We start from the raw sequence: 24601 nt of genomic DNA, 5'->3' as shown, positions 1-24601 counted from the left end.
TCAGGACACGGCCCGTTGCAATCGAAACCCGTTCGTATCGGCACTCGCGGAAGCCGCCTCGCCCTCGCCCAGACCGAGGAAGTGAAGCGTCGTTTACTGTTCGCTCATCCCGGCCTCAGGGCCGAGGACATTGAAATCGTGGTCATTTCCACCAAAGGCGACCGTATTCTCGACCGTCCGCTATCGGAAATCGGCGGTAAGGGGCTGTTCACCGAGGAAATCGAAGCCGGACTGCTTGATGGCAGCATCGATCTCGCCGTCCATTCCCTGAAAGACATGCCGACCAGCCTGCCGGACGGCTTGATGCTCAGCGCCTTTCTCGAACGCGAAGATCCGCGCGACGCCTTCATCAGCCCACGCGCCAAAAGCCTGGCTGAGCTGCCGCCGGGTGCGGTGGTCGGCACGGCCTCGCTACGCCGTCAGGCTCAGATCAAGGCACTTCGTCCCGATCTTGAGGTCATCACCTTTCGTGGCAATGTGGAAACCCGCCTGCGCAAACTTGCGGCGGGCGAAGTGGACGCGACCCTGCTGGCGCTCGCCGGGCTGAAGCGACTCGGGCTCGCCGACCGTGTCACCGCCGTGCTCGATCCCGTCGACATGCTGCCCGCCGTCTCGCAAGGGGCGATCGCCCTCGAAACCCGTATCGAGGACGAGCTTGTGCGCGAGTTTCTCGCCCCCCTCAATCACCGCCCGACGGAAATCGCTGTCACCGCCGAACGCGCGCTGCTCGCTACCCTCGAAGGCTCCTGCCGCACGCCGATCGCCGCCCATGCCGAAGTCGCGGGTGAACATCTGACGCTCATCGCCCGTCTGTTATCGGTTGACGGCACCCAGATGTTCGAAACCCGGCGCGAAGGCCATGTGAACGACGCCGCCGCCCTTGGCGCCGATGCCGGATTGGAACTCAAATCCCGTGCCGGGGACGCGTTTTTCGCGACATTGTTCGGGTCGCTCTGATGCATATCCTCGTCACCCGTCCAGCCGAAGATGCGGCGGCGCTGACGCGAACGCTTGAGGCCGCGGGACACCGCGTCACCCTCGCCCCTATGATGATCATCCGGCCGGAGCCGGTGACGACCATCAATCTCGAAGGCTGTCAGGCGCTGGTGTTCACGAGCGCGAATGGCGTGCGCGCCTTCGCCGCCATCTCCGCCGACCGCGCGCTGCCGGTGATCGCAGTCGGCGACGCCACCGCCCGCACCGCACGCGCCGCGGGGTTTACCCAGATCGACACCGCCGCGGGCGAGGTCCATAGCCTCGCCGCGCTCATCATTGATACCCGCGACCCGGCCAAGGGCCCGCTGTTTCACGCGGCCGGACATATCGTCGCTGGCGACCTCGGCGGGCTTTTGCAACCCCATGGCTTCACCCTGAGGCGGCAGGTGCTCTATCGCGCCGAAGCGGTGACGGCCCTTCCCGCTCCGGCCATCAAGGCGCTCGACCACGACCAACCGGACATCGCGCTTTTTTATTCGCCGCGCACGGCCCGCATTTTCATGGACCTTGTCGACACGGCCGGGCGTCTCAACCGTCTTCAGAACATCACCGCGGGCGCTTTGAGCGAAGCGGTGACAAAGGCCCTCGAATCAGGGTCTTGGCCCTTACAATCACCGCTCTGGCATCGTATAGTGACAGCAGCTGAACCGGCTGAGGTGGCGCTTCTCGGCGCACTCGACCTTCTGACTTCCAAGGGAGATTTCGACACGTGACCCCGGGCCCGGACACCCCCCCGCAGCCAATTCCCGCTGACCCCGCCATTGCCGAAACCGTCACATCTGACAGCGTCGCGGCAGCCGCAGGCAGACACCGCCTGAAAACCGGCGTCAGCATTTTTGGTCTTGTGGTTCTCGCTGTCGTCTTGGCCGAGGTGGCCATCCCGCGTCTCGTGCAGGCGATCCCGGCGCTTGGCCGTGTTTTCCCCGGCGGCACTGCCGATCTGGTCGATGACCTGAACGCCGAACTCGCGGCCCAGGACAATGTCCTGACCGCGCTGAAGCGCCGGCTTGAGGCGCAGACCAGCCGCGTCACCGCCCTCAGCGACGAAACCGCCGCCCAGGGGACGGCCATCGCCGACATGGAAAACCGCCTGAATGTCCTGGATGAAGGTGGCTCGCCCAAAACCGGCGGCTCGGCAGCGGCGCGGCTTGAGATGCTGACACTCCGCATCGGCCAGCTTGAATCGGCCTTCGTGCCTTTGAGCGAACGCGCCACCAAAGCCATCGAATCCGCCCGCAGCCAGAAAGAAATCCTCGCCGGGCAGGCCCAACTTGCCAGCAGCATCACAACCCTTGAAGACCGCCTGCAGACGCTTGAACATTCCGCTGCCGGAGACCGCCGTGGCACGCTGATCGCCCTGTCCTTCGCTGCCCTGCGGGAGATCGCCAATCGCGGCCGCCCGTTCGCCGCCGAATATGATGCCTTAAGCGGCCTGCTCGCCGAATCGAACCAGCCCGAACTTGCAAGCGAGCTTCAGACCGTGGCCGCCTATGCACCGTCCGGCGCCCCGTCATTCTCAAGCCTGCGCACAAGCTTCGACGAAGCCGCCGCCGCCATTCTCCACGCCGCCGCCATCCCCGAGGGGGCGAACTGGTGGCGTCGCGCCATCGCCGAATTCAAATCCCTCGTCACCATCCGCCCGACCGGCGACGTGAGTGGCACAACCCCGGACGCCATCATCGCCCGGACCGAACAGCGGCTTGGCCAGAATGATCTCGCCGCGGCCGTCCGCGAATTGAAAACCTTGCCGAAACCGGCCGCCGCCGCCGCAGCCCCCTGGTTGCGCGGAGCCGAAGCCCGGCTCGCCGTCGACGAGGCCCTGTCCCGCTTCGCCAGCGTGCTGATCCATGCCACCGCGCTCGGCACCGACCATAATGATGCTGCCCCCGCACAGACAGGCAAAAGCCGCCCGGCCATCTCTCCAGATAGCGGAGCCTGACCCATGCGCCGCTTATTGCTGATCATGATCCTGGCCTTCGTGGCCGCTGTCGCCGCCGCCTGGCTTGCCGATCACCCGGGCCATGCCGTCATCGACTGGCAGGACTGGCGCATCGAGATGTCGGCGGTGACGCTGACGCTGTTGATCATGGGCCTCACCTTTGTGATGCTGCTGTTGTTCCGGCTGCTGATCTGGCTGTTCCGCGATACCCCGTTCGCGCCCGAACAGCGCCGCGCCCGACGCCAGAGAAAAGGCATGGAGGCCGTGCATGAAGCGCTTGCGGCTTTGGGCGGTGGACGCGGACGCGATGCCACCCGCAATGCCGAAGATGCCATCAAAAACCTCGGCGCCACGCCGCTCACGCTGCTTCTGCGCGCCGAAGCTGCCCATCTCAAGAAAGATCTCCATGGCGCCCATGAGGCCCTGAGTGCGTTGGCCGAACGCGAAGACAGTGGCGTTCTCGGCTTTCGCGGTCTGGTGGCGCTCGCGCTCCAGAACAATGACCTGGCCGAGGCGCGGGCCCTGCTCGCCGCCGCCCAGACCCGTGACACCGACAGCCTGTGGGTGCGCGAGCTGAGCAACAAGCTCGCCGTCCGGGAAGGCCGCTGGACCGAAGCCCGCGCCGCCCTCAAGGACCTGCGCCGCCTGAAAGCCATCGAGCCCACCGAGGCCGACCGCCAGGAAGCCGCCCTCGCCCAAGCCGAAGCCGTCGAAGCCGATCTCGCCGGCAATGGCACCGAGGCGCTGGACTTCGCCCGCGAGGCGCTCAAGCTAGACCCGAGGCTGACCCCGGCGGCCGTGCTCGCCGCCCGCCTCGCCCGTGGCGCCGGGCGGAGTGGCATGCGCGACAGCATCCTGAAGGACGCCTGGATCGCCCGCCCACATCCCGACCTGTTGCGCGCCGCCCTTCAGGGCATCGAAAACGAAATCCCGGCGACCAAACTGCATCGTCTCGCCGAGATCACCGGACCGGACTCCATCCTGCCCGAAGCTCGGCTGATGCGCGCGACCCTCGCCCTTGAGGACGAAGACTGGGACGCGGCCCGGCTCGAACTCGACGCCCTGTTGCGCGCCGGACACCCAAGCGCCGAAGTCTATGAACTGCTCGCGACCCTCGAGACCGCCGAGCATGGTGACAGCATCCGTGCCGCCGAATGGCAACGCACGGCCCGCACGGCCACCCATGACAAACACTGGACCTGCGGCGACTGCGGCGCGACCCGGCCCCACTGGGCCGCCGTCTGCACCTCCTGCGGCGGGCTCGGCACCCTCGACTGGCAGACCCCGGGCGATCTACCGCTCGCCGCCACCCGCCGGGAAACCTTCGGCCTCCTCGCCGGCTAAAACAAAAAAGGGGCTCGGAGGGGGCTTCACAAACGCAATCATTGACAGTAAGGTGCCGCCGTCTTCGCAGCACAATGTCTGCCAAGCCGCCTTAGCTCAGTTGGTAGAGCACCGCATTCGTAATGCGGGGGTCAGGTGTTCGAGTCACCTAGGCGGCACCAGTTTCTTTTCCCGATTTTAGCGGATTTCGGCCGAGCGGTTATACGCTCCGGGCCCAAGCTCGCGGGCTCACCCTCAGTCCGGATAACCATCCGGGTTCATGCTTTGCCAGCGCCAGCTGTCGGCGCACATGTCGGCAAGGGTTTTTTCCGCGCGCCAGTTGAGATGTTCGGCAGCGAAGGAGGGGTCGGCATAGCATTGGGCGACGTCGCCGGGGCGGCGGGCGACGATGTCATAGGGGATAGGGCGGCCGGAGGCAGCCTCGAACGCGCGGACCATGTCGAGCACGCTATAGCCCTGCCCGGTGCCGAGATTGGCGGTGACAAGGCCGGGGGTCTGCGCGAGATAATCGAGCGCCCGCAAATGGCCGCGCACCAGATCGACCACATGAATATAATCGCGCACCCCGGTGCCGTCCGCGGTCGGGTAATCGCCGCCATAGACCTGAAGGCGCGGCCGCTTGCCGATGGCCACCTGGGTGATATAGGGCACGAGATTGTTGGGGATGCCGTTCGGGTCTTCACCGATCATGCCCGAGGCATGGGCGCCGACCGGATTGAAATACCGCAGGAGCGCGATGCGCCAACCCGGGTCGGCGGCGGCCAAGTCGCGCAGCATGTTTTCGATCATCAGCTTGGTCTGGCCGTAGGGATTGGTGACCGAGAGCGGAAAATCTTCGCGGATCGGCACGCTGGCCGGGTCGCCATACACCGTCGCCGATGAGGAAAACACCAAAGTCTTCACGCCATGGTCGGCCATGACCTCGAACAGCGCGAGGGAGCCGCCGATATTATTCTCGTAATAGCGCATGGGCTCGGCCACGGATTCGCCGACCGCCTTCAACCCGGCGAAATGCATGACGGCATCGAACCGCTCGGCCGCGAACAGATCTGATACCAGGCTCCGATCGCGGATATCGGCCTCGATGAAGGAGATTTTTGTCTGGGTGATTTCCCCAATCCGGGCCAGCGCCGCGGCCTTGGCGTTGACCAGACTGTCAATGATCACAATCTCATGCCCCGCCGCCAGAAGCTCCACAGCGGCATGACTGCCGATATACCCCGCACCGCCGGTTACCAGAACTTTCACAGACATGCTCCCTTTTATGCCGCTGGCTTCTTTTAGCCGATTGCCCGGCAACAGGAAACACCCTCCGCCTGCTGCGGTTTGATTCCGGATTAGCCTTAAACAGCAACTGTCATTGCCGGGCTTGACCCGGCAATCCATTTCACCGCCACACTGCTGGTTGAAGCATGGATTGCCGGGTCAAGCCCGGCAATGACACATCACTAAACATCATTAAACCGTCATCCCCGCGCACGCGAGGATCCAGACCGTCGGCGCCATTCGCACAACATGTCACGCGAATCCTGGCCGTCCCATCATCTGATGCATCGTTTTTGAATAATCCACCTCCTCCCCGAACCATAAAAAAATCACCAACTCATTGATTTATATTATTATTAATGCCCAAAATCCACTCCTCCAAAACATGATACAAAAATATCTTCAGATACAGAAATTTTGTGGCATAATAAGAAAAAATCCGCTCAGTCCCCCACCCATGAGGAGAGCTCCGCCGTGTATACTCAAGGCCTCGACATTCCAACCGGCGAAAAGCCAACCCCTACGGCCGTCGACGATTCGGCTGAGGCGCTGCATTTTCAGGCCCGTATTGATGCCGATGATCGCATCGAAGCGCGTGACTGGATGCCGGCGGCCTACCGCAAGACGCTGATCCGCCAGATTTCCCAGCATGCCCATTCCGAAGTGATCGGCATGCAGCCCGAAGGCAACTGGATCACCCGCGCGCCGTCGCTGCGCCGCAAGGCGGTGCTGATGGCCAAGGTGCAGGACGAAGCCGGGCATGGGCTTTATCTTTATAGCGCCGCCGAAACGCTTGGCATCAGCCGCGAGGAAATGGTCGAGCAACTGATCGCCGGGACCTCGAAATATTCCAGCATCTTCAACTATCCGACCCTGACCTGGGCCGATATCGGCGCCATTGGCTGGCTGGTGGACGGGGCGGCGATCATGAACCAGATCCCGCTTTGCCGCTGTTCCTACGGCCCCTATGCCCGCGCCATGATCCGCGTCTGCAAGGAAGAAAGCTTCCATCAGCGCCAGGGCTACGAAATCATGCTGACGCTGTCGCGCGGCACTCCCGAACAGAAAGCCATGATGCAGGACGCCTTCAATCGCTGGTGGTGGCCAAGCCTGATGATGTTCGGGCCGAGCGACCGCGCCTCCGCCCATTCGGGGCAGTCGATGAAATGGAACATCAAGCGCATTTCAAACGATGACCTGCGCCAGAAATTCGTCGATGTGACGGTGCCGCAGGCGGAATATCTCGGCCTCACCGTGCCGGACGCCGATCTCAAATGGAATGCCGAACGCGGCCATTACGATTTCGGCGCCATCGACTGGGCCGAACTGAACGACATCATCGCCGGCAATGGCCCCTGCAACAAAAAACGTGTGGCCACCCGCCGCGCCGCCCATGAAAACGGCGCCTGGGTCCGCGACGCGGCGCTTGCCCATGCCGCCAAACAGCGCGCCCGCAAAGCCGCCGCCTAATTCAGGAACCGACAGTATGACCGACCATAAAGCCTGGCCTTTGTATGAAATCTTCCTCCGCAGCCGCAATGGCCTCAGCCACAAGCATGTGGGCAGCCTGCATGCGCCCGACGCTGAAATGGCCATCGCCAATGCCCGCGACGCCTATACCCGCCGCGGCGAAGGCGTAAGCATCTGGGCCGTGCCATCGGCGTCGATCATCGCCTCCGATCCGTCGGACAAGGCCACGATGTACGAACCGGCGCTGGACAAAGGCTATCGTCACGCCACCTATTACGACATCCCCGAAGAAGTGAAGAATATGTAATGGCCCAGTTATCCGCAGCAGATACCGAGGCTCTGATCGCCTATTCCACCCGCATCGGCGACGACGCGCTGATCCTCAGCCATCGTCTGGCCGAGATGTGCGCCCATGCGCCGGAGCTTGAGGAAGACATCGCCCTGACCAACATCGCCCTTGATCTGATCGGGCAGACCCGGGTGCTCTATTCCTACGCCGCCGAACTTGAGAACAAGGGCCGGGACGAAGACAAGATCGCCTTCCTGCGCGAAGAACGCGACTACCGCAATCTTCTGCTGCTGGAACAGCCGAACGAAGATTTCGCCCATGTGATCGCCCGCCAGTTCCTGTTCTCGGCCATGAGCCTGCCGTTTTTCGAAGCGCTGGCCAGCTCCACCGACGACACGCTACGCGGCGTCGCCGAAAAAGCCGTCAAGGAAGTGCGCTATCACCTGAGCCATGCGGCCCAGTGGGTCATTCGTTTGGGCGACGGCACCGCCGAAAGTCACGCCCGCATGCAGGCGGCCATCGACGCCCTGTGGATGTATACCGGCGAGATGTTCGTCATGGACGACATTGACCGTCGCCTGCTGGCGCTTGGCATCGGCGTCGATCTTGACAGCCTGCGTCCGGCCTTCAATGACGCGGTCGGCAACGTGCTTGACGACGCCACCCTGACCCGCCCCGCCGATGGCTGGATGGCGTCCGGCGGTCGCAGCGGCAGGCATACGGAATATATGGGCTTCATCCTCACCGAGCTGCAATATATGCAGCGCACCTATCCGGATATGACCTGGTAAACCTCATGAGCGACATCATATCACTTGCAAAGACCAGGGAGGAAAAGGCGATCTGGGCCGTGCTTGACGCGGTACCGGATCCCGAAGTCCCGGTGTTGTCGGTGGTTGATCTCGGCATCGTGCGCGGGGTCGAGATTGCGGGCGACAACGTCACGGTCAGCGTGACGCCGACCTATTCCGGCTGCCCGGCGACGCTTGTGATCGAGGTCGATATCCTGACCGCGCTCAAGCGCAACGGCTATCCGAACGCAAAGGTCAAAACCGTGCTGTCCCCGGCCTGGACCACGGACTGGCTGAGCGAGCGCGGGCGCGAGAAACTGCGGGAATATGGCATCGCCCCTCCGGTCAAATCCGCGACGCACACCGGCAGCGACGACCGACTGGCCCGCAAAGCCCATGTGCTCCTTGGGGAAGACCCCGACGTGCCCTGCCCGCTTTGCGGTTCCCACGACACCCGCAAGGTGAGCAATTTCGGATCGACGCCCTGCAAGGCGCATTATGCCTGCAACGCCTGTCTTGAACCCTTCGATTATTTCAAATGTCTTTGACGGAAACATCATGGTCCAGTTTCATCGCCTGACAATCGCCGATCTTGAGAAGCAGACGGATGACAGTATCGCCGTCACCTTTGCCGTGCCGGACAACTTGCGGGACGACTATCGCTTCATCCAAGGGCAGCATCTGACGTTGCGCAGCCTTATCGACGGCAAGGATGTGCGGCGTTCCTATTCGATCTGTTCGGGCGTCGACGACAATCAGTTGCGGGTCGCCATCAAGCAGATTCCGGACGGGATCTTTTCATCCTATGCCAACAGCGCGCTCACGGTCGGCAGCGAGCTTGAGGTCATGACCCCCATGGGCAAGTTCTCGACCCCGCTGGACCCGGCGCAGGCCAAAACCTATGTGGCCTTCGCGGCCGGCAGCGGCATCACGCCCATGCTGTCGATCATCAAGACCACCCTCGCCCGCGAACCCAACAGCAATTTCCATCTTTTCTTCGGCAACCGTTCGGTGGCCTCAATCATGTTCCGGGAGGAACTTGAGGATATCAAGAACCGCCACATGACCCGCTTCAGCGTGACCAATATCCTGAGCCGCGAAGCCCAGGATATTGACATTCTGATGGGCCGCATCGATGGCAAGAAGGCCAAGGCGCTGCTCGCCGCGCTCTGCCCCGTGAGCCAGATCGACGACGTGTTCCTCTGCGGCCCGCAAGCCATGATCGAGGATGTCTCGAAGACCCTCATCGAGCTTGGCATGAGCAAGGATCACATTCATTTCGAGCTGTTCTATACGGACGACGCGCCGCGTGCCGCCGCCCGGCCGATCCAGGTCGAAAGCAAGATGGACACGTCCCGCGTGACCGTCATCGTTCATGGTATCTCGACCGAATTCAACCTCGCCTTCAATGGCGGGACGGTGTTGGACGCGGCTGAAACTCACGGGGCCGACGTACCGTTCTCCTGCAAGGGCGGGGTCTGCTGCACCTGCCGCGCCAAGGTCATCGAAGGCAAGGTCGACATGGCGGTCAATTACGCCCTCGAACCCCATGAGGTCGAAGCCGGTTTCGTGCTCACCTGCCAGTCGCGGCCGCTGACCGATAAGGTCGTGCTCGACTATGACGCGTAAAGATTTCTAAAGTTCTATTGGGGCCTATCCCTCGGGCTGACGTGGTTATGTCAGCCCGTTTTTTTTGCCCGCCGAATGGCCCGGATCGCCGCCCGCCCGGGATGCAGCGCATCAAGCAGCGAACGCGGCAAAGGCACCGGGGCCCCGAGAATTTGCGCCGCCAGCGTTTCCGCCAACAGCGGCGCTGTGAGGTAGCCGCGCGCCCCAAGCCCCGTCAGCACATATCGCCCCGGCTGATAGCGGGCCTGCGGATAATCCCCGCGCCGCCCATGGGCCAGCCCGCCATAATCCGCCGCATAATCCGCGACCGGCAACGCCCCCATGATCGGCAAGTGATCGACGCTCGCGGCACGAAGACCGGTGCGCCCTCCCACCAGACGGGCCGGACTACCGGGCAGCAGATTTTGAAAAATCTCCAGATTGGCCTGCTGATCGGCTTCCGCCAGCGCGCGCCAGTCCTCGGTCGACGGGTCAGCGGCGGCGAAGCTCGCCCCCGCAAGATGACGCAATCCTTCCGGGGTCACGAACACCGGGGTGACATAGCCCTTGCCACTCAGAACCTGGCCAAGCGGCGCGCCGCCTTCCAGCAAGCTCACCTGCCCGCGCCGGACCGCAAGCGACAGCGGGAAACCGCCGAGCGCCTCCGACCCGAAAGACGCCGCCAGCACCACCGCATCGGCGTCCAGATCCTCAAGCCGGGCGATATCTTGTCCAAGACGCAGGTCGACCCCGTCGGCCAGCCGCATCGCGAGGCGGGCGGTGTGAATCATTCCGGCACGCGGAAACAACAGGCCATCCGCCTGTAAACTCACGTCTTCGGGCGGCAGATAACCGCCCGCCGCCACCCGTTCCTGCCAGGCGCGGTCCTCCTGCGCCAGCACCCCGCAAGGCTCGAAACCGTCACCCGCATAATCGCGATACCAGCGGAGCGCATGGAGGGTCGCCGCCAGACTGAAGCGCCCGGCCGGAGCCTCGCCCAGATCAATCCAGGGTTCGAGAACCGCCACCGGATTGCCCGACGCCTCCGGCAGCAAACTCCCGGCTTTTTCATAGAGCGTCACCGCAACACCCCGCGACATCAGCACCCGGGCCATCGTCAGCCCGGCAATGCCGCCGCCAATCACCGCAATCCGTCGCACTGGAACTGCAACCGGCGGAGCAAACCAGGGCGTTGCATCCTTGACCACCGGCGCAGGCCCCTCAAATCGCGCCGCCAGACAACCCCGCTTGGTCCCAAAGCCCGGACGTTTTTCACATGTGAACCCGGTCGCCGCAAGTCCGCGCCGCACCACCCCCGCCACCGTAAAGGTCGCAAGCCGCGCCCCCGGCTTGGACAGACGGGCAACGGCGGCAAACAACGCCGGACTCCACATGTCAGGGTTCTTGCTTGGGGCAAATCCGTCGAGAAACCAGGCGTCCACCTGCGCCTCAGTCGCCGCCAGCATGGACGCAGCGTCACCGAACAGCAGCAGAAGCCGCACCCGGCCGCCATCGAGGCTGAGCAGATGGCTGCCCGCCACCCCATGGGGCCATGCCGCAATCAATTGATCGGCCAAGGGCTGCAACTCCGGCCAGAGCGCAAGCGCCCGGCGCAGATCATCACGTTGCAAGGGGTAGGCTTCGACCGCCAGATAATCCAGCCGCGCATCGGCCGCCGCCGTGCGCCGCCACAGATCCCAGGCAGCGAGAAAATTCAACCCGGTGCCGAACCCGGTCTCGCCCAGAGTAAATCGCGCCCGCCCCGCCCAGACTTCAGGCGCGCCAATGCCATCCAGAAACACATGACGCGTTTCCGCAAACCCCGCCTCCGGGGCATAATAAATATCATCAAACCCTCGCGACCGCGGCGCGCCTTCGGCCGTCCAGTCCAGCGCGGGGGGTATAAGACGCAGTGACGTCATGACGTCAGCAATGATCCTTTACAATGCACGCCCCAAACCTAACCCCTTTCCCCCCAAGATCAACGGCAAAACCGCAACAACCCGGCCCCTTCCTGGATCGCCACGCCGCTTACGCGGCTCGCGATGACGACCACACCCACTCCCGTCATTGCGAGGCGTAGCCGAAGCAATCCAGACCTCAGTCTTTCAACAGAAAACCCCCGGCCAGAGACTCTTGACCGGGGGTAGGCAACGCGGCAACACAGGCGTCAAACTCAGAATTTATAGGCAACCTCCAGACCAAAGGTGCGCGGTGCGCCCTTGGTGACGAAATCGAACACCGTCACGTTCGGCACCACCAGCACCACACCGTCCACGTTGTAATGTTTGTTGAACAGGTTGCGCGACCACAGCGTGGCGGTCCAGGTCTCCCCCTCCACCCCAAGCCGGGCATTGACGAGATTCAAGGCATCGCGGCGGGTGCCAGGGGTATTCAGGGTGTCATAATAAAGCGGACCGGTGCGGGTATACTCCACCCGCACCACGCCATTGATCCCGTCCGTGATCGGCTTGCTATATTGCGCCCCGAGGATGACGTTATATTCCGGTGTGAACGGCATGCTATTGCCGATCGTTTCCGGATTTTCGGCATTGGCCTTGATGGTCGAATGCAGATAGCCAAACCCGCCGAATAGGTTGAGCCCGTCGGTCACCCGCGCATTGACGTCGAATTCAAAGCCCCAGATCTGGTTTTTATCGACGATCGAAATCACCCGCGACAGCGAAAAGGGGAAGAACTGGAAATACTGGGCATTATGCACAGTCGAGGCGAAGGCGGCGCCATTGATGCTGAAACGATGATCCAACAGAGAGGCCTTGAACCCAAGCTCCATGGATTTCGAGGTTTCCTTGTCAAAGGCATCCTGAACCGTGGTGTTAGTCACCCCATCGATATTGATAATATTGAACCGACTGCCAAGCGGATTAAACCCGCCCGACCGGAAGCCTTCGCCATAGGTCGCATAAAAGGACGTGTCCTCCGTCGGCTTGTAACGCAGGGACACGCGCGGCTGCACCTTGCTGAAATTGGCGTTGCGCTTGCGCCCGGAATCACCGGCCAGGGTGACATAATTCGCAGGCGTCAAATTGGTCGTACCGCGTTCTTCCTTGTCCCAACGCGCGGCCGCCGAAAGTTCGACCTTTTCCGTGATATCGAACGCCAGCTGACCGAACAGGGCATAAGCCTTGTTGTGGTTGTCAGTCCAGGTCAGCGCCGTGACCGGATTGGTCACCGGATCCCCAAGCGGATTGGCCACCACAACCCCATTGCCCATATCATCGGCACGGTTCAAAATGATCGCCCGATCGAAGACGATGTAATAAGCTCCGGCGATATAGCGGAGCCGTTTATCCCCCGGCGAGGTGAAGCGGATTTCAGCGCTTTTATCGGTCTGGTTGCGGGCCTGATACTGAGTGCCGTCACGCGGTGTCGGGCCATAACCCTCATAAAGCGTCGGGTCGATGAAAAAATTGACGGGCGAGAAAGAGGGATAGAAGCCAAACAGCGCCAAATCTACCGCGCCCTCACCGCCCATATCTTCGTTCAGCTTGTGATAAGCGCCATAGATCGACAGCGTGCCATATTCACTGTTCCAATCCATTTTTGCCGTGGCGTCATAGCGCTTCTGATTATTGAAAGAGCGCACGTTTCCGGCATTCTGAATGCTGGTGTCATTGATATCGACACCATCGCGGAACCCCGGCGTGCCCGCCGTCTGGTTGTTGAAGTTGAAGGCATAGCCCTTGACCTTGGCATAGCCGCCCGAAAAATCGAACTGGATGTTGTCGGTCGCATCCCAGACCACCCGGCCGCGCACCTGGCCTTCTCTGAACGGGTCTTCCTTTTCATGCAGGGTGACATTGTCGTAATAGCCCTTGCGGTCAAGGTAACCCGCGGTCAGACGGGCATAGAGCTTGTCCTTGACGACCGGACCCGAGACAAAGCCGTTGACGCTCCATTCCTGGCCTTCGACCTCATAGCTGCCCTTGACCTTGCCTTCAAACTCATTGCCTGGCTTTTTGGTCGACACCAGAATGGCCCCGCCGACGGCGTTGCGGCCGTAAATCGAGCCGATGGGCCCCTTGATGACTTCGATCTGATCGATATCCACAAGCTCGCCATTGAAGGCGCTTGGGTTCGGCACCAGTACGCCATCAACCACATAGGCAAAGGGCGGCTCGGCATCGCGCGGTTGAATGATACCGCGAATATGGACCTGGCTTTCGCCCACGTTGGTGGTCTGGATGAACTGGACGTTCGGGGTCAGCGCGAGGAAATCCGCCGCCCGGGTAATGCCCGCCCGCTCAATGGTGGCGGCATTGAAAACGCTGACCGCAATCGGCACGTCGACCAGCCGTTCATCCCGGCGCCGCGAGGTCACAACAATTTCCTCAAGCGGCTCCGACAATGCGGCCGAATTGCCCTGCGCCATGACCGGCGTAACGCCATAAGCCGCGACCGCGCAACTGGTTCCAAGCAGGATTTTCAACAGATTTGACCTGGTCACGTTTCTCTCCTCAATCGTCTTGTTGTTCATTGTTTACACGGAACGCAATACAGGCTTCTGCGGCGGCAGAAGCAGTCACAAGAGGTCGGAATAGAAAAGCAGGTGCGAACCCCCGCAGAATATGATCAAGCCCCCTATATGCTGGCGGTTGCCCCTGATTCTGTGGTCAGGCAGCAGGCCGCACGGCAAAGGCTCGGGCAGACAAACAGATTATTTTGCATGCTTTTTGCTGCGCCCACCCCGAGCCCCATAATTTATTGTATACATTATTCGACGCGTCAAGAACTCTCTGTCCCTAAATATGGAATAAGCCGCCCCTCAGTCCGCGCAAAACTGCTCCTGCAGCCAGGCAATCACCTGATCCGCCTCAAGCACGTCGGCATATTTGGCCGCCAGATCGAACAGATTGGCGGCCTGAACGTCGCAATCGCGATCGCCGCAGGCGTCCGCCACCACCACAGGAATAAATCCGTTCTGCAAAGCATCAAGGGCCGTCGCCCGCACACAGCCCGAGGTCGAATAGCCGGTGATCAGCAGCGTATCCACGCCAAGCGCGCTCAGGGTCGAGCGCAAACTGGTGCCGAAAAAGGCACTGGCATATTGTTTGGTGACAATAATTTCGCTTGAAAGCGGGGTCAGAGTCGCGGGGAACGCCCCCCATTTTCCACCCCGGTCAAAGACCTTCAAGGCTTTGACTTTTTTATAGAAATATCCACCATCCGCGCCGCCCGGGGTATATTCGACGCGGGTAAAGATGACCGGAATCCCAACCTCCCGCGCCACCGCCAGCAGCCGTTCATTGGCCGCAAGCTCATCTTCAACCCCGGCATAAAGCGGCGACTCCGGATCAAGATAGGCGGTCACCACATCGACAATCACCAATGCCGGACGCTCGCCAAAGCCAAGCCGCCCGCCAAACCCCGCCGCCGCATAGTCCTGATCGCGCGCTACCGTGTCCCGCCCTGCCATCTACTCCCCCTAGCGGCTGTGGATTAAATAATGCCCTTACCGGCCAAGGCCGCGATCTCGGACTCCGAAAGCCCGAGGAGGCCGCCGTAAATCTCGGCGTTATGGGCACCAAGGGCCGGACCCGGCCAGCCGACCTGACCCGGCGTTTCCGACAATTTCGGAAAGGCGTTCTGCATCATCAGATTGCGGAATTCAGGATGCGCCACATGGACCAGCGCCTCCCGGGCCTTGAACTGCGGGTCTTCGAGCATGTCCGGCGTCTTGAAGATCTTGCCCGCGGGCACGCCGAACAAATCCATCAACGCCATCACTTCGGCCGTGCTCAGCCCCCGCGTCCAGTCATTGATGAGATCATCAAGCTCGGCCTGATGCTCCCCCCGCGCATGATGAGTCGCATACCGCGGATCTTTCGCAAGCTCCGGCCGCCCCATGGCTTCGGCCAGACGACCGAACACGCTGTCCTGATTGGCACCGATCAGAAGCTCCCCATCCCGGGTCGTATAGACATTGGACGGCGCGACCTTGGGCAGGATCGACCCGGTGCGCTCGCGGATATAGCCGCCTTCGGTATATTCAGGCACCGTCGATTCCATCATCGCCAGCACTGCTTCGTAAATGGCCGAATCAACCACCTGCCCGCGCCCGGTCATATGACGGTGATGGAGCGCCATCAGCGCCCCGAGACAGGCATAGGTGGCAGCCAGAGAATCCCCAATGGACAGCCCAGCGCGGCTTGGCGGCAACGATGGATCGCCGGCCAGGTTACGCATGCCGCCCATCGCCTCGCCAATGGAACCATAGCCCGCCTTTTGCGCATAGGGTCCGGTCTGGCCATAACCCGAAACCCGGATCATAATAAGCCCCGGATTGATGGCCGACAGCACGTCATAGCCAAGCCCCCATTTCTCCAGCGTGCCGGGACGGAAGTTTTCGAGCAGGAAATCGGCCTTGGCGACCAGATCCTTCAGGATCTGCTGGCCCTCGGGCTGACGCAGATCGAGCGTGATGGATTTCTTGTTGCGGGCCAGCACCGGCCACCAGACCGGCTTGCCACGGCCCCATTCACGCATGGGGTCGCCAAGCTTCGGCTGTTCGATCTTGATCACCTCGGCTCCGTGATCGGCCATAAGCTGGCCGCAGAACGGCCCGGCGATCAACTGCCCGAGTTCAATAACCCGTAAGCCCTTCAAAGCCCCGAAGGGAGACCCAGTTCCAGCCGAAGCAGTCGTTTGCATCACGCGATCAGTCCTTTCAACCCGTTATCTGTGTTTATGTATACAAAGGCCAATAATATTTGTATACAATTATCCACAGGTATCCACAGGCCCATTTCTTTTTGCCCGCAGATGTCCCTTTTATCCGGATCAGCGCCATGACAAAAAATCTTGTCCATATCCTTGAAGTCGGCGCCCGCGACGGGCTGCAGAATGAGCCTGGCGTGGTGTCGACGCCCGACAAGATCGCGCTTATCAATCGTGCCGTCGCCGCCGGGATCCGCCGGCTGGAGGTGGCGAGCTTTGTGCATCCCGGCCGGGTGCCGCAAATGGCCGATGCCGAAGCCGTGGTCGCCGGACTGCCGGAGCATGAGGGGGTGTCTTATATCGGCCTCGTGCTCAATAAAAAAGGCGCGCTCCGGGCGCTCGCCACCCGCGTCCATGAACTCGGCTGCGTGGTCGTCGCGACAGATAGCTTCGGGCAGAAAAATCAGGGCCAGACTATCGTCGAGGGCATCGCCGCCGCCCGCGACATCCTGCGCCTCGCCCATGACCACGGGCGGCGGGCTCAAGTGACCATCGCCGCAAGCTTTGGCTGTCCGTTCGAAGGCGAGGTTCCAGCCGAACGCGTGCTCGACATCGCCGAACAGCTGGCCGAAGCGGGGCCAATCGAAATCGCGCTCGCCGACACCATCGGCGTCGGCGTGCCCGCACAGGTTCATGATCTTTTCGGTCAATTGCGCGAACGCCTGCCGGACATGCCGCTCCGCGCCCATTTTCACAACACCCGCAACACCGGCATCGCCAATGCCATGGCCGCCATCGAAGAAGGGGTCGTGACCCTGGACGCAAGCCTTGGCGGCATCGGCGGCTGTCCCTTCGCGCCAAAAGCCACCGGCAATATCGCCACCGAGGATCTGCTCTATCTCCTCGACCGCTCCGGCCTGGTCAGCGGCGTCGACCTCGACCAGGTGATCGCCAGCGCCCACTGGCTCGCCGACATGCTCGGCCGCCCGGTACCCGGCCTTGTGAGCAAAGCAGGCGGCTTCCCCAAACCCATCAGGGCCGAATAAGGTCAAACAGCTTATCGCGGTGGCTGTCACCCACTGCCCTTAATCCTAGGGCGGCAGCCTTAAATCTGGCACTGCTATGATGCTTTTGCGGCTTGGACGGATGTCTTTCGGCTGCTAAACTGGTATTTCAAATGCTTCTTTTGGACGCGGTGGCAGTAAGTCAGGACGTGGTAAGGCAGGTTTCAGAATTGGTTGCTCGGATGAGTTGCAGCACCAGGGCATGGGCCATTCGGGCCGCTCTGTCGGCTGAAAACACCTGCAAGACAAGGGCCTCGATGATGATGCCGGCGGTCGATGAGTTTTCAGCGACGGTCACCACCGAGCTCACCATATTGGACAAAAACACACTCGACATTATACGCTCGCAAAAGCCGCCCATACTCTGGTCAGACTCTGGCCAGCCTCTGGCCATGTTCGGCCATCTATCGGACATCAAGGCGTCTATTGCGTGATCGGGGGGAAATAAATGGTTTCGAGACTTACTGTAGCAGAACGACAACTTGCGCTTGTCGTGCTTACCATCATGGCCTGTTGTGGCCTGGCCCTGGCCGTGGCTGGCCGAGCTGACCCTCTCGGGGTTCATGGCTTTATCATTCTCGGGTTCAGCCTTAGCTTCATAGTCGTTGTTATCAATCGCTATTACGATCCGGAGCCCGCGCCGGAGCGCCTTCTCGAATATTATGATGACCCGACCAAACTGGGCATTGTGCTGACCATGGCCTGGGCGGTCGTCGGGATGTTCGTCGGGGTCTGGGTTGCAGCGCTGCTGGCATGGCCGGATCTGACGTTCGACGCCGCCTGGGCCAGTTTCGGGCGCCTCCGCCCGGTTCATACGTCCGGCGTTATTTTTGGTTTCGGCGGCAATGCCCTGATCGCAACGTCCTTTCACATTCTGCAACGGACATCCCGAGCCCGACTTCCCGATCAATTCAGTCCGTGGTTCGTGCTGATTGGCTATAATCTGTTTTGCATCCTGGCAGCCACTGGCTATCTGATGGGCGTGACCCAGTCCAAGGAATATGCAGAACCGGAATGGTATGCCGACATCTGGCTGGTGATTGTATGGGTCGTTTATTTCCTGCTCTATATCCGGACATTGCGGCGGCGGCAGGAACCTCATATCTACGTCGCCAATTGGTATTACATGGCCTTTATCCTCGTTGTGGCGATTTTGCATATCGTCAACAACCTTGCGGTGCCGGTCTCGTTTGGCCATGCCAAAAGCTATTCGCTATTCTCAGGCGTTCAGGACGCCATGACCCAATGGTGGTATGGGCATAATGCCGTCGCTTTCTTCCTGACCGCCGGCTTCCTCGGCATGATGTATTATTATCTGCCCAAACGCGCCGAGCGGCCGCTTTTCTCCTATCGGCTGTCGATCATCAGCTTCTGGGGGATTACCTTCATGTATATGTGGGCCGGTTCCCATCATCTCCATTATACGGCGCTGCCACAATGGGTTCAGACGCTCGGCATGACCTTTTCGATCGTGTTGCTGGTGCCGTCCTGGGCTTCGGCCGGCAATGCGCTCGCGACCCTGAACGGCGCGTGGCACCGGGTGCGCGACGATGCCACCCTGCGTTTCATGATGGTGGCCGCGGTCTTTTATGGTCTGTCGACTTTCGAAGGCTCGTTCATGGCCATCCGGGCGGTCAACTCACTCTCCCATTATACGGACTGGACCGTCGGCCATGTTCACGCAGGCGCGCTTGGTTGGGTAGCCATGATCACCTTCGGCTCGATCTATGCGCTGGTTCCCTGGATGTGGAAGCAAGAACGCATGTATTCGCCGAAGCTGGTCGAGGTCCATTTCTGGTTGGCCCTCTCGGGGACCATCGTTTACGTCTTCGCCATGTGGAACTCAGGCATCATTCAAGGTCTGATGTGGCGCACCTATAATGACAGTGGCACGCTTGCCTATTCCTTTATCGACAGCGTCGTCGCGATGCATCCTTATTACATTGCCCGAGCTTTCGGCGGCTTGCTGTTCTTGCTCGGCGCGATTGTCGGTTCCTATAATCTATGGATGACGATCCGGTTGGCGCGGACCAGCGCGGTATCCGACGACAGCCAGGCGGATGTACCCGTCCTGCAACCGGCCACTCAGGCGGGGGAGTAATCGCTATGCCTGAATTTCATCGTAAAATCGAACGCAATACCATGGGCTTTGCTCTGGCCATTATCCTGGTCGCCAGTATCGGCGGTTTGGTCGAGATCGCACCGCTCTTCACGATTGATGAGACGGTGGAAGCGGCGCCGGACATGCGGGTCTATACGCCGCTCGAACTGGCCGGGCGTAACATCTATATCCGCGAGGGATGCTATGCCTGCCACAGTCAGATGATCCGCACGTTGCGCGATGAGGTCGAACGCTACGGCCCATATTCCCTGGCCGTGGAATCGAAATATGATCATCCAATGCTGTGGGGATCCAAGCGCACCGGTCCCGATCTGGCCCGGCTCGGGGAGAAATACAGCGACGCCTGGCATGTGGCGCATCTGATCAACCCCCGTGATGTGGTGCCGGAATCGGTCATGCCGCGCTATGGCTGGCTCCAACGCAATCTGCTCCGGACCGATGACGCCGGCCAACATCTTGCGGCACAACGCGCCGTGGGTGTCCCTTATACAGATGAGATGATCGCCAACGCGTCGGCCGATCTTTATGGTCAGGCCAACCCGGACAGCAACCAGGCGGCGGGCGTCACCCTGCGTTATGGATCGGCGACAAATATCCGGGCCTTCAACGGAAAGCCCGGCGACCTGACCGAAATGGATGCACTTGTTGCTTATCTGCAAATTCTCGGTCGGCTGACGGATGCTGCCCATCCACAAGCCGCTACGACGGAGGAGTGACCGATGAATCACGAAACATTGGTCGCTTTTTCCAAGAGCTGGGGGCTGTTCTATATGATCGGGCTTGCGGTTCTGGTCTTGGTTTATGTGTTCTGGCCTGCAAACCGGAAACGCTTTGATCAAGCGAAAAATAGTATTCTCGACACAGACGACCGGCCGAAGCCTGCCCCCATGGAGCCTGAAAAACACGATCACATCACGGGCCGGAAAACGACCGGACATGAATGGAACGGCATTGAGGAACTGGACACGCCAGTACCCCGCATAGTGCTGTGGTTCCTCGCCCTGACCACGCTGTTTGCAATCATTTATTGGATCTTGATGCCAGCCTGGCCGACCGGCTGGAGCTATACGAAGGGCCTGCTTGGCATCGATCAGCGCGAGGTTGTGATGCGCCAGGTCGATAAGGCCGCAGCCGACCGCGCCGTCTGGACCGATCGGATCGCCGCCGCCGATTTCAAGGAGATCGCCGCCGCCCCCAAGCTCATGCAGTATGTGCGTGATCGCGGTCAGGCGCTGTTCGGTGATAACTGTGCGGTTTGCCATGGCGTCCGGGGAACCGGTGGGCCGGGCTTTCCGGACCTTGCGGCTCGTGCCTGGATCTGGGGCGGCTCGCCCGACGCCATCGCCGAGACAATCCGCGTCGGCATCAATACCACGGTCGATGGCACACGAACCTCGCAAATGCTCGCTTTCGGCCGCGAGGGCATGCTCGACCGCGAACAGGTGCTGAGCGTGACGGCCCATGTCAGATCGCTGTCCGGGCAAACCCTGACTGCCGAAGAAACGGCCCGCCTCGGTGCCGGGAAGGAAATCTTTGCCGACAATTGCAGTGCCTGCCACGGTGAGGCGGGCCGGGGCCAACAGGAACTCGGCGCGCCCAACCTCACGGATTCTGTCTGGCTCTATGGCGGGGATGCGCAGTCGGTCTATACGAGCGTCTATTCCGGGCGGCAAGGGCATATGCCGCATTGGTCGGATCGTCTGCCGCCGACAGACATAAAGATCCTTGCCCTTTATGTCGGAACGCTTGGAGAAGGTCAGCCATGAAGCAGCTTCAATGGAAGACCATGACGCTTATCGGCATCGGTATCGGCCTCGTATTGTTGATCGCCGCCAATGCGCATCTCGTTTATGTGGCGTTCAGCTCCGCACCTGACTGTGTGCCGCATGCCAAAGAGAGCGATGATATGGGACCCTATCGTGCGGCACGATCGGCCTGTTAAGGGAGAGAGAGTGATGGGCACAAACCACAGTTCCGAGACGATCATCCTGCCGTTATCCGCGCAAAGGCAACGCAATCTGCCCGCCAGCGCCGCGTTCGGCTGGCTGGCGAAAGGGTGGCATGATCTTTGGCACAGCCCGGGGACGAGCCTCGCCTATGGCCTTGCCATATTCGCCATCTCGATTGCCATTATCTGGGGACTGTTCGAGTTTGAGCTCGACTATATCCTGTTACCAGCGCTGGCTGGTTTTATGGTGGTCGGGCCGTTCATCGCAATCGGGCTTTATCAGAAAAGCCGAGCCATAGAAAAAGGGAAAGAGCCCCGTCTCAGCCGGATGTTTTTCGTAAAATCCGCATCGGGAGCCCAGGTCTGGTATACTGGCGCGATCCTCTGCCTGCTGATGCTGGTGTGGATGCGCGCCGCGGTCATCATTTATGCCCTGTTCTTCGGGCTCCGGCCTTTTCCAGGGCTTGATCATGTTGTCGCCATGCTGTTTATGACCCCATACGGCTGGGCCATGTTGACGGTCGGCACAATCGTCGGCGGACTATTCGCCGCTTTTTCATTCGCCATAAGCATATTCGCCGTGCCGATGCTGCTTGACGAACGCACCGACGCTTTTACGGCCATGGGCCTGAGCATCTCTCTGGTCTGGAACAACCTTCCCGTCATGCTGATGTGGGGAGCCATCGTCCTGGTCCTTTTCCTGCTCAGCGCCGCAACAGGTCTGCTTGGGCTGATCCTGGTGTTTCCGTTGATCGGCCATGCGACCTGGCACAGTTACAGGGCGATCCGATGACCTCCCCGGCTGCGGATATGCCATTTTTCCAAGATGAAATCCGGCTGGCGAGCCGGGCGCTTGGCGGCGGTCTGTACCAGACGGACATTGCCATTCCCGGGGTTCGCTGTGCCGGCTGCATACGAACGGTGGAGAGCGGACTGCTCGCCATGCCGGGCGTTGAGTATGCGCGCGTGAACCTGTCGACCAAGCGCGCTGGCGTCCGGTGGCGGGGCGAAGGCACACCGGCCCTTCTTGAAACGCTGGAAAAGCTTGGCTTCCCCGGGCATATCTTCCGCGCCGAGGAGACCAGGAAAGATCCCGAGCTTGGGCGGTTGATCCGGGCATTGGCAGTGGCCGGCTTCTCAGCCATGAATATCATGCTGTTGTCGGTCTCGGTCTGGTCCGGTGCCGATGCCGCAACACGCCATGCCTTCCACTGGATTTCGGCGTCCCTGGCACTGCTGTGCCTGCTGTATTCTGGACGTATCTTCTTCCTGTCAGCCTGGAGCGCCCTTAAACGCGGTCGCACCAACATGGACGTGCCGATTTCGATCGGCGTTTCTCTGGCATTCGGTTTGAGCCTTTACGATACCATCAACAATGGACCTCACGCCTATTTCGATGCTGCGACCTCACTTATTTTTTTCCTGCTGATCGGCCGCACGCTCGATCGTCTGATGTGCGAGAAAGCCCGGGCCGCGGTTGAGGGGCTGATCCAGCTTGCGCCACGCGGGGCCACCGTGCTTCAAAGCGACGGCAGCCGCAAATATATTCCGGTGGCCGAGATCGAGCCCGGTATGCAGCTCCTCCTTGTCGCTGGCGATCGCGTTCCGGTCGATGCGACGGTTAAAGACGGGCGGTCCGAGCTCGATCGTGCAATCGCGACCGGAGAAAGCATGCCACAGCCCGTTCAGACCGGCTCGAAGATCCAGGCCGGCACGCTCAATCTGACCGGTGCGCTGACCGTGATCGCAACCGCCCGGGCGGAAGATTCCTTCCTCGCTGAAATGCTCCGTTTAATGGCAGCTGCCGAGGACGGGCGCGCGCGGTACAGACGCTTGGCGGATCGCGCCGCAAGTCTCTATTCCCCGCTGGTTCATACCGCCGCGCTGCTTACATTTTGTGGCTGGATGCTGGCGACCGGCGATGTCCATCGCTCCGTTACCATCGCCATTGCTGCCCTGATCATCACCTGCCCCTGTGCGCTTGGACTCGCGGTTCCGATCGTTCAGGTCGTGGCCACGCGGCGGCTCTTCGAAAACGGCATCATGGTCAAGGACGGATCTGGGATTGAGCGCCTCGCCGAAATCGACAGCGCCGTGTTCGACAAGACGGGAACCTTGACCTCGGGTGATATGCGGCTGGCGAACGAAGGCGACCTCGACCCTGAAGCGCTGGCTATTGCCGGCACGCTCGGAGCCCATTCAAAGCACCCGCATTCGCAAGCTCTCGCGGCTTTGGTGGACGGCGGCGGTTTTAAAAAGCCACCCGTTACGGACGTCCGGGAAGAAGCCGGACTTGGTGTCGAAGGCCGCATCGCCAGTAAGCTCTATCGCTTGGGCCGAGCAGACTGGGCATTGTCGCCCGGCTTGAACGGGCCGACAGCGACCGGTACCGTCCTCGCCTCCGAAGGAACGAGCCTGGCTGTCTTCCATTTCAAGGAATTGCTTCGTCCCGGAGCGTCAGACACTATAGCCTTGCTGCGCGCCGCCGGCATCCCTATCGAGATTCTGTCCGGGGACAACGCTCCCGCCGTCGCCACCATTGCCGCGTCTCTGACCATTGACCACTATGCCTCTGGCCTCCTGCCGGGACAGAAGGTGGAGCGGTTGACCGCCCTCGCCGCCGCCGGGCGAAAGACGCTGATGGTGGGCGACGGACTCAACGACGCCCCGGCCCTCGCAGCGGCCCATGTCTCCATGGCACCTGTGACGGCGGCGGATATCGGGCGGCAGGCGGCAGACTTTGTCTTTCTCAGACCGGGGCTTGAGGCCGTAGCAACAGCCCATGCGGTGGCGACCGAAGCGGGCAAACTCGTGCGGCAAAATTTCGGGCTGGCGATCCTCTATAATGTCATCGCCCTGCCGATTGCAATTCTCGGCCATGTCACCCCGCTGATTGCGGCGCTGGCCATGTCATCCTCCTCAATCATCGTGGTCGCCAATGCACTCCGTCTAAAAGCAGGCAAACAGCGCCTCCGCCGGGATGCTGATTTTGCTCCGGCTATGTCCGCACCAACCATAAACTGGAAGCGCTGAATGAGCAGTCTGATCTTTCTCGTCCCGCTGGCCTTGCTGCTGGGCGGAGCGGC

Annotated in this window: 22 protein-coding genes and 1 tRNA gene; 18 read left to right on the top strand and 5 right to left on the bottom strand. The window is 61.1% G+C overall.

Features of this window, described 5'->3' with window-relative positions; genetic code table 11:
• The first annotated feature begins 15 nt into the window (after nucleotides 1–15).
• The 5 genes from hemC to NYP16_RS10920 all read left to right on the top strand — a co-directional run bounded on the left by hemC (nucleotide 16) and on the right by NYP16_RS10920 (nucleotide 4440).
• The gene (hemC, locus tag NYP16_RS10940) at nucleotides 16–957 is read left to right on the top strand and encodes a hydroxymethylbilane synthase (RefSeq protein WP_274944181.1); all 942 of its coding nucleotides are present in this window, start codon (nucleotides 16–18) and stop codon (nucleotides 955–957) included.
• Entirely contained in the window at nucleotides 957–1709 is a 753-nt protein-coding gene (locus NYP16_RS10935; RefSeq protein WP_274944180.1) for a uroporphyrinogen-III synthase, read from the top strand. The genes hemC and NYP16_RS10935 overlap by 1 nt, the downstream gene beginning before the upstream one ends.
• The gene (locus NYP16_RS14545) at nucleotides 1706–2935 is read left to right on the top strand and encodes a COG4223 family protein (RefSeq protein WP_274944179.1); all 1230 of its coding nucleotides are present in this window, start codon (nucleotides 1706–1708) and stop codon (nucleotides 2933–2935) included. Before NYP16_RS10935 ends, NYP16_RS14545 begins: the two co-directional genes overlap by 4 nt.
• Nucleotides 2936–2938: 3 nt before the next feature.
• Entirely contained in the window at nucleotides 2939–4279 is a 1341-nt protein-coding gene (locus NYP16_RS10925) for a heme biosynthesis HemY N-terminal domain-containing protein (protein ID WP_274944178.1), read from the top strand.
• Nucleotides 4280–4364: 85 nt separating this feature from the next.
• Nucleotides 4365–4440 (top strand) — tRNA-Thr (locus NYP16_RS10920).
• 73 nt (nucleotides 4441–4513) lie between these two features.
• On the opposite strand, the gene galE is transcribed toward NYP16_RS10920, so the two are convergent.
• Entirely contained in the window at nucleotides 4514–5533 is a 1020-nt protein-coding gene (galE, locus tag NYP16_RS10915; RefSeq protein WP_274944177.1) for a UDP-glucose 4-epimerase GalE, read from the bottom strand.
• 486 nt (nucleotides 5534–6019) lie between these two features.
• Between galE and paaA the strand changes: the two genes are divergently transcribed.
• Genes paaA through paaE form a run of 5 tightly spaced genes read left to right on the top strand, consistent with a single transcriptional unit; the run spans nucleotide 6020 to nucleotide 9724 of the window.
• Entirely contained in the window at nucleotides 6020–7015 is a 996-nt protein-coding gene (gene paaA, locus NYP16_RS10910; protein WP_274944176.1) for a 1,2-phenylacetyl-CoA epoxidase subunit PaaA, read from the top strand.
• A gap of 16 nt (nucleotides 7016–7031) precedes the next feature.
• Nucleotides 7032–7322: a 1,2-phenylacetyl-CoA epoxidase subunit PaaB gene (gene paaB, locus NYP16_RS10905; protein WP_274944175.1), complete on the top strand. Its 291-nt coding sequence runs from the start codon at nucleotides 7032–7034 to the stop codon at nucleotides 7320–7322.
• On the top strand, nucleotides 7322–8095 hold the full coding sequence (gene paaC, locus NYP16_RS10900; RefSeq protein ID WP_274944174.1) for a 1,2-phenylacetyl-CoA epoxidase subunit PaaC: 774 nt from the start codon (nucleotides 7322–7324) through the stop codon (nucleotides 8093–8095). The genes paaB and paaC overlap by 1 nt, the downstream gene beginning before the upstream one ends.
• A gap of 5 nt (nucleotides 8096–8100) precedes the next feature.
• Nucleotides 8101–8643, top strand: coding sequence for a 1,2-phenylacetyl-CoA epoxidase subunit PaaD (paaD, locus tag NYP16_RS10895; RefSeq protein ID WP_274944173.1), 543 nt, complete (start codon nucleotides 8101–8103; stop codon nucleotides 8641–8643).
• Between the two features lie 10 nt (nucleotides 8644–8653).
• A complete protein-coding gene (gene paaE / locus NYP16_RS10890; protein ID WP_274944172.1) occupies nucleotides 8654–9724 on the top strand; it encodes a 1,2-phenylacetyl-CoA epoxidase subunit PaaE in 1071 nt (356 codons plus the stop codon).
• A 50-nt stretch (nucleotides 9725–9774) separates the two neighbouring features.
• On the opposite strand, the gene mnmC is transcribed toward paaE, so the two are convergent.
• From mnmC to NYP16_RS10870, 4 genes are all read right to left on the bottom strand, one after another.
• Nucleotides 9775–11625: a bifunctional tRNA (5-methylaminomethyl-2-thiouridine)(34)-methyltransferase MnmD/FAD-dependent 5-carboxymethylaminomethyl-2-thiouridine(34) oxidoreductase MnmC gene (mnmC, locus tag NYP16_RS10885; protein ID WP_274944171.1), complete on the bottom strand. Its 1851-nt coding sequence runs from the start codon at nucleotides 11623–11625 to the stop codon at nucleotides 9775–9777.
• Between the two features lie 254 nt (nucleotides 11626–11879).
• Entirely contained in the window at nucleotides 11880–14171 is a 2292-nt protein-coding gene (locus tag NYP16_RS10880) for a TonB-dependent receptor (protein WP_274944170.1), read from the bottom strand.
• A 318-nt stretch (nucleotides 14172–14489) separates the two neighbouring features.
• Entirely contained in the window at nucleotides 14490–15140 is a 651-nt protein-coding gene (locus tag NYP16_RS10875) for an isochorismatase family protein (RefSeq protein ID WP_274944169.1), read from the bottom strand.
• Nucleotides 15141–15163: 23 nt separating this feature from the next.
• A complete protein-coding gene (locus NYP16_RS10870) occupies nucleotides 15164–16375 on the bottom strand; it encodes a CaiB/BaiF CoA transferase family protein (protein ID WP_274944694.1) in 1212 nt (403 codons plus the stop codon).
• Between the two features lie 137 nt (nucleotides 16376–16512).
• Between NYP16_RS10870 and NYP16_RS10865 the strand changes: the two genes are divergently transcribed.
• From NYP16_RS10865 to NYP16_RS10830, 8 genes are all read left to right on the top strand, one after another.
• The gene (locus tag NYP16_RS10865) at nucleotides 16513–17427 is read left to right on the top strand and encodes a hydroxymethylglutaryl-CoA lyase (protein ID WP_274944168.1); all 915 of its coding nucleotides are present in this window, start codon (nucleotides 16513–16515) and stop codon (nucleotides 17425–17427) included.
• Between the two features lie 131 nt (nucleotides 17428–17558).
• The gene (locus NYP16_RS10860; protein ID WP_274944167.1) at nucleotides 17559–17879 is read left to right on the top strand and encodes a ribbon-helix-helix protein, CopG family; all 321 of its coding nucleotides are present in this window, start codon (nucleotides 17559–17561) and stop codon (nucleotides 17877–17879) included.
• Between the two features lie 14 nt (nucleotides 17880–17893).
• Entirely contained in the window at nucleotides 17894–19546 is a 1653-nt protein-coding gene (gene ccoN, locus NYP16_RS10855; protein ID WP_274944166.1) for a cytochrome-c oxidase, cbb3-type subunit I, read from the top strand.
• Nucleotides 19547–19551: 5 nt separating this feature from the next.
• Entirely contained in the window at nucleotides 19552–20283 is a 732-nt protein-coding gene (gene ccoO, locus NYP16_RS10850; protein WP_274944165.1) for a cytochrome-c oxidase, cbb3-type subunit II, read from the top strand.
• Between the two features lie 3 nt (nucleotides 20284–20286).
• Nucleotides 20287–21333: a cytochrome-c oxidase, cbb3-type subunit III gene (ccoP, locus tag NYP16_RS10845; RefSeq protein WP_274944164.1), complete on the top strand. Its 1047-nt coding sequence runs from the start codon at nucleotides 20287–20289 to the stop codon at nucleotides 21331–21333.
• Nucleotides 21330–21509, top strand: coding sequence for a hypothetical protein (locus NYP16_RS10840; protein WP_274944163.1), 180 nt, complete (start codon nucleotides 21330–21332; stop codon nucleotides 21507–21509). Before ccoP ends, NYP16_RS10840 begins: the two co-directional genes overlap by 4 nt.
• A gap of 13 nt (nucleotides 21510–21522) precedes the next feature.
• Nucleotides 21523–22308, top strand: a complete 786-nt coding sequence (locus tag NYP16_RS10835; RefSeq protein ID WP_274944693.1) for a DUF2189 domain-containing protein — start codon at nucleotides 21523–21525, stop codon at nucleotides 22306–22308.
• The gene (locus NYP16_RS10830) at nucleotides 22305–24548 is read left to right on the top strand and encodes a heavy metal translocating P-type ATPase (RefSeq protein ID WP_274944162.1); all 2244 of its coding nucleotides are present in this window, start codon (nucleotides 22305–22307) and stop codon (nucleotides 24546–24548) included. Before NYP16_RS10835 ends, NYP16_RS10830 begins: the two co-directional genes overlap by 4 nt.
• Nucleotides 24549–24601 lie beyond the last annotated feature (53 nt).

Source organism: Govania unica, from assembly GCF_027920805.1.
GTDB lineage: Bacteria > Pseudomonadota > Alphaproteobacteria > Sphingomonadales > Govanellaceae > Govanella > Govanella unica.
This window is presented reverse-complemented; position numbering and strand designations above follow the sequence as displayed.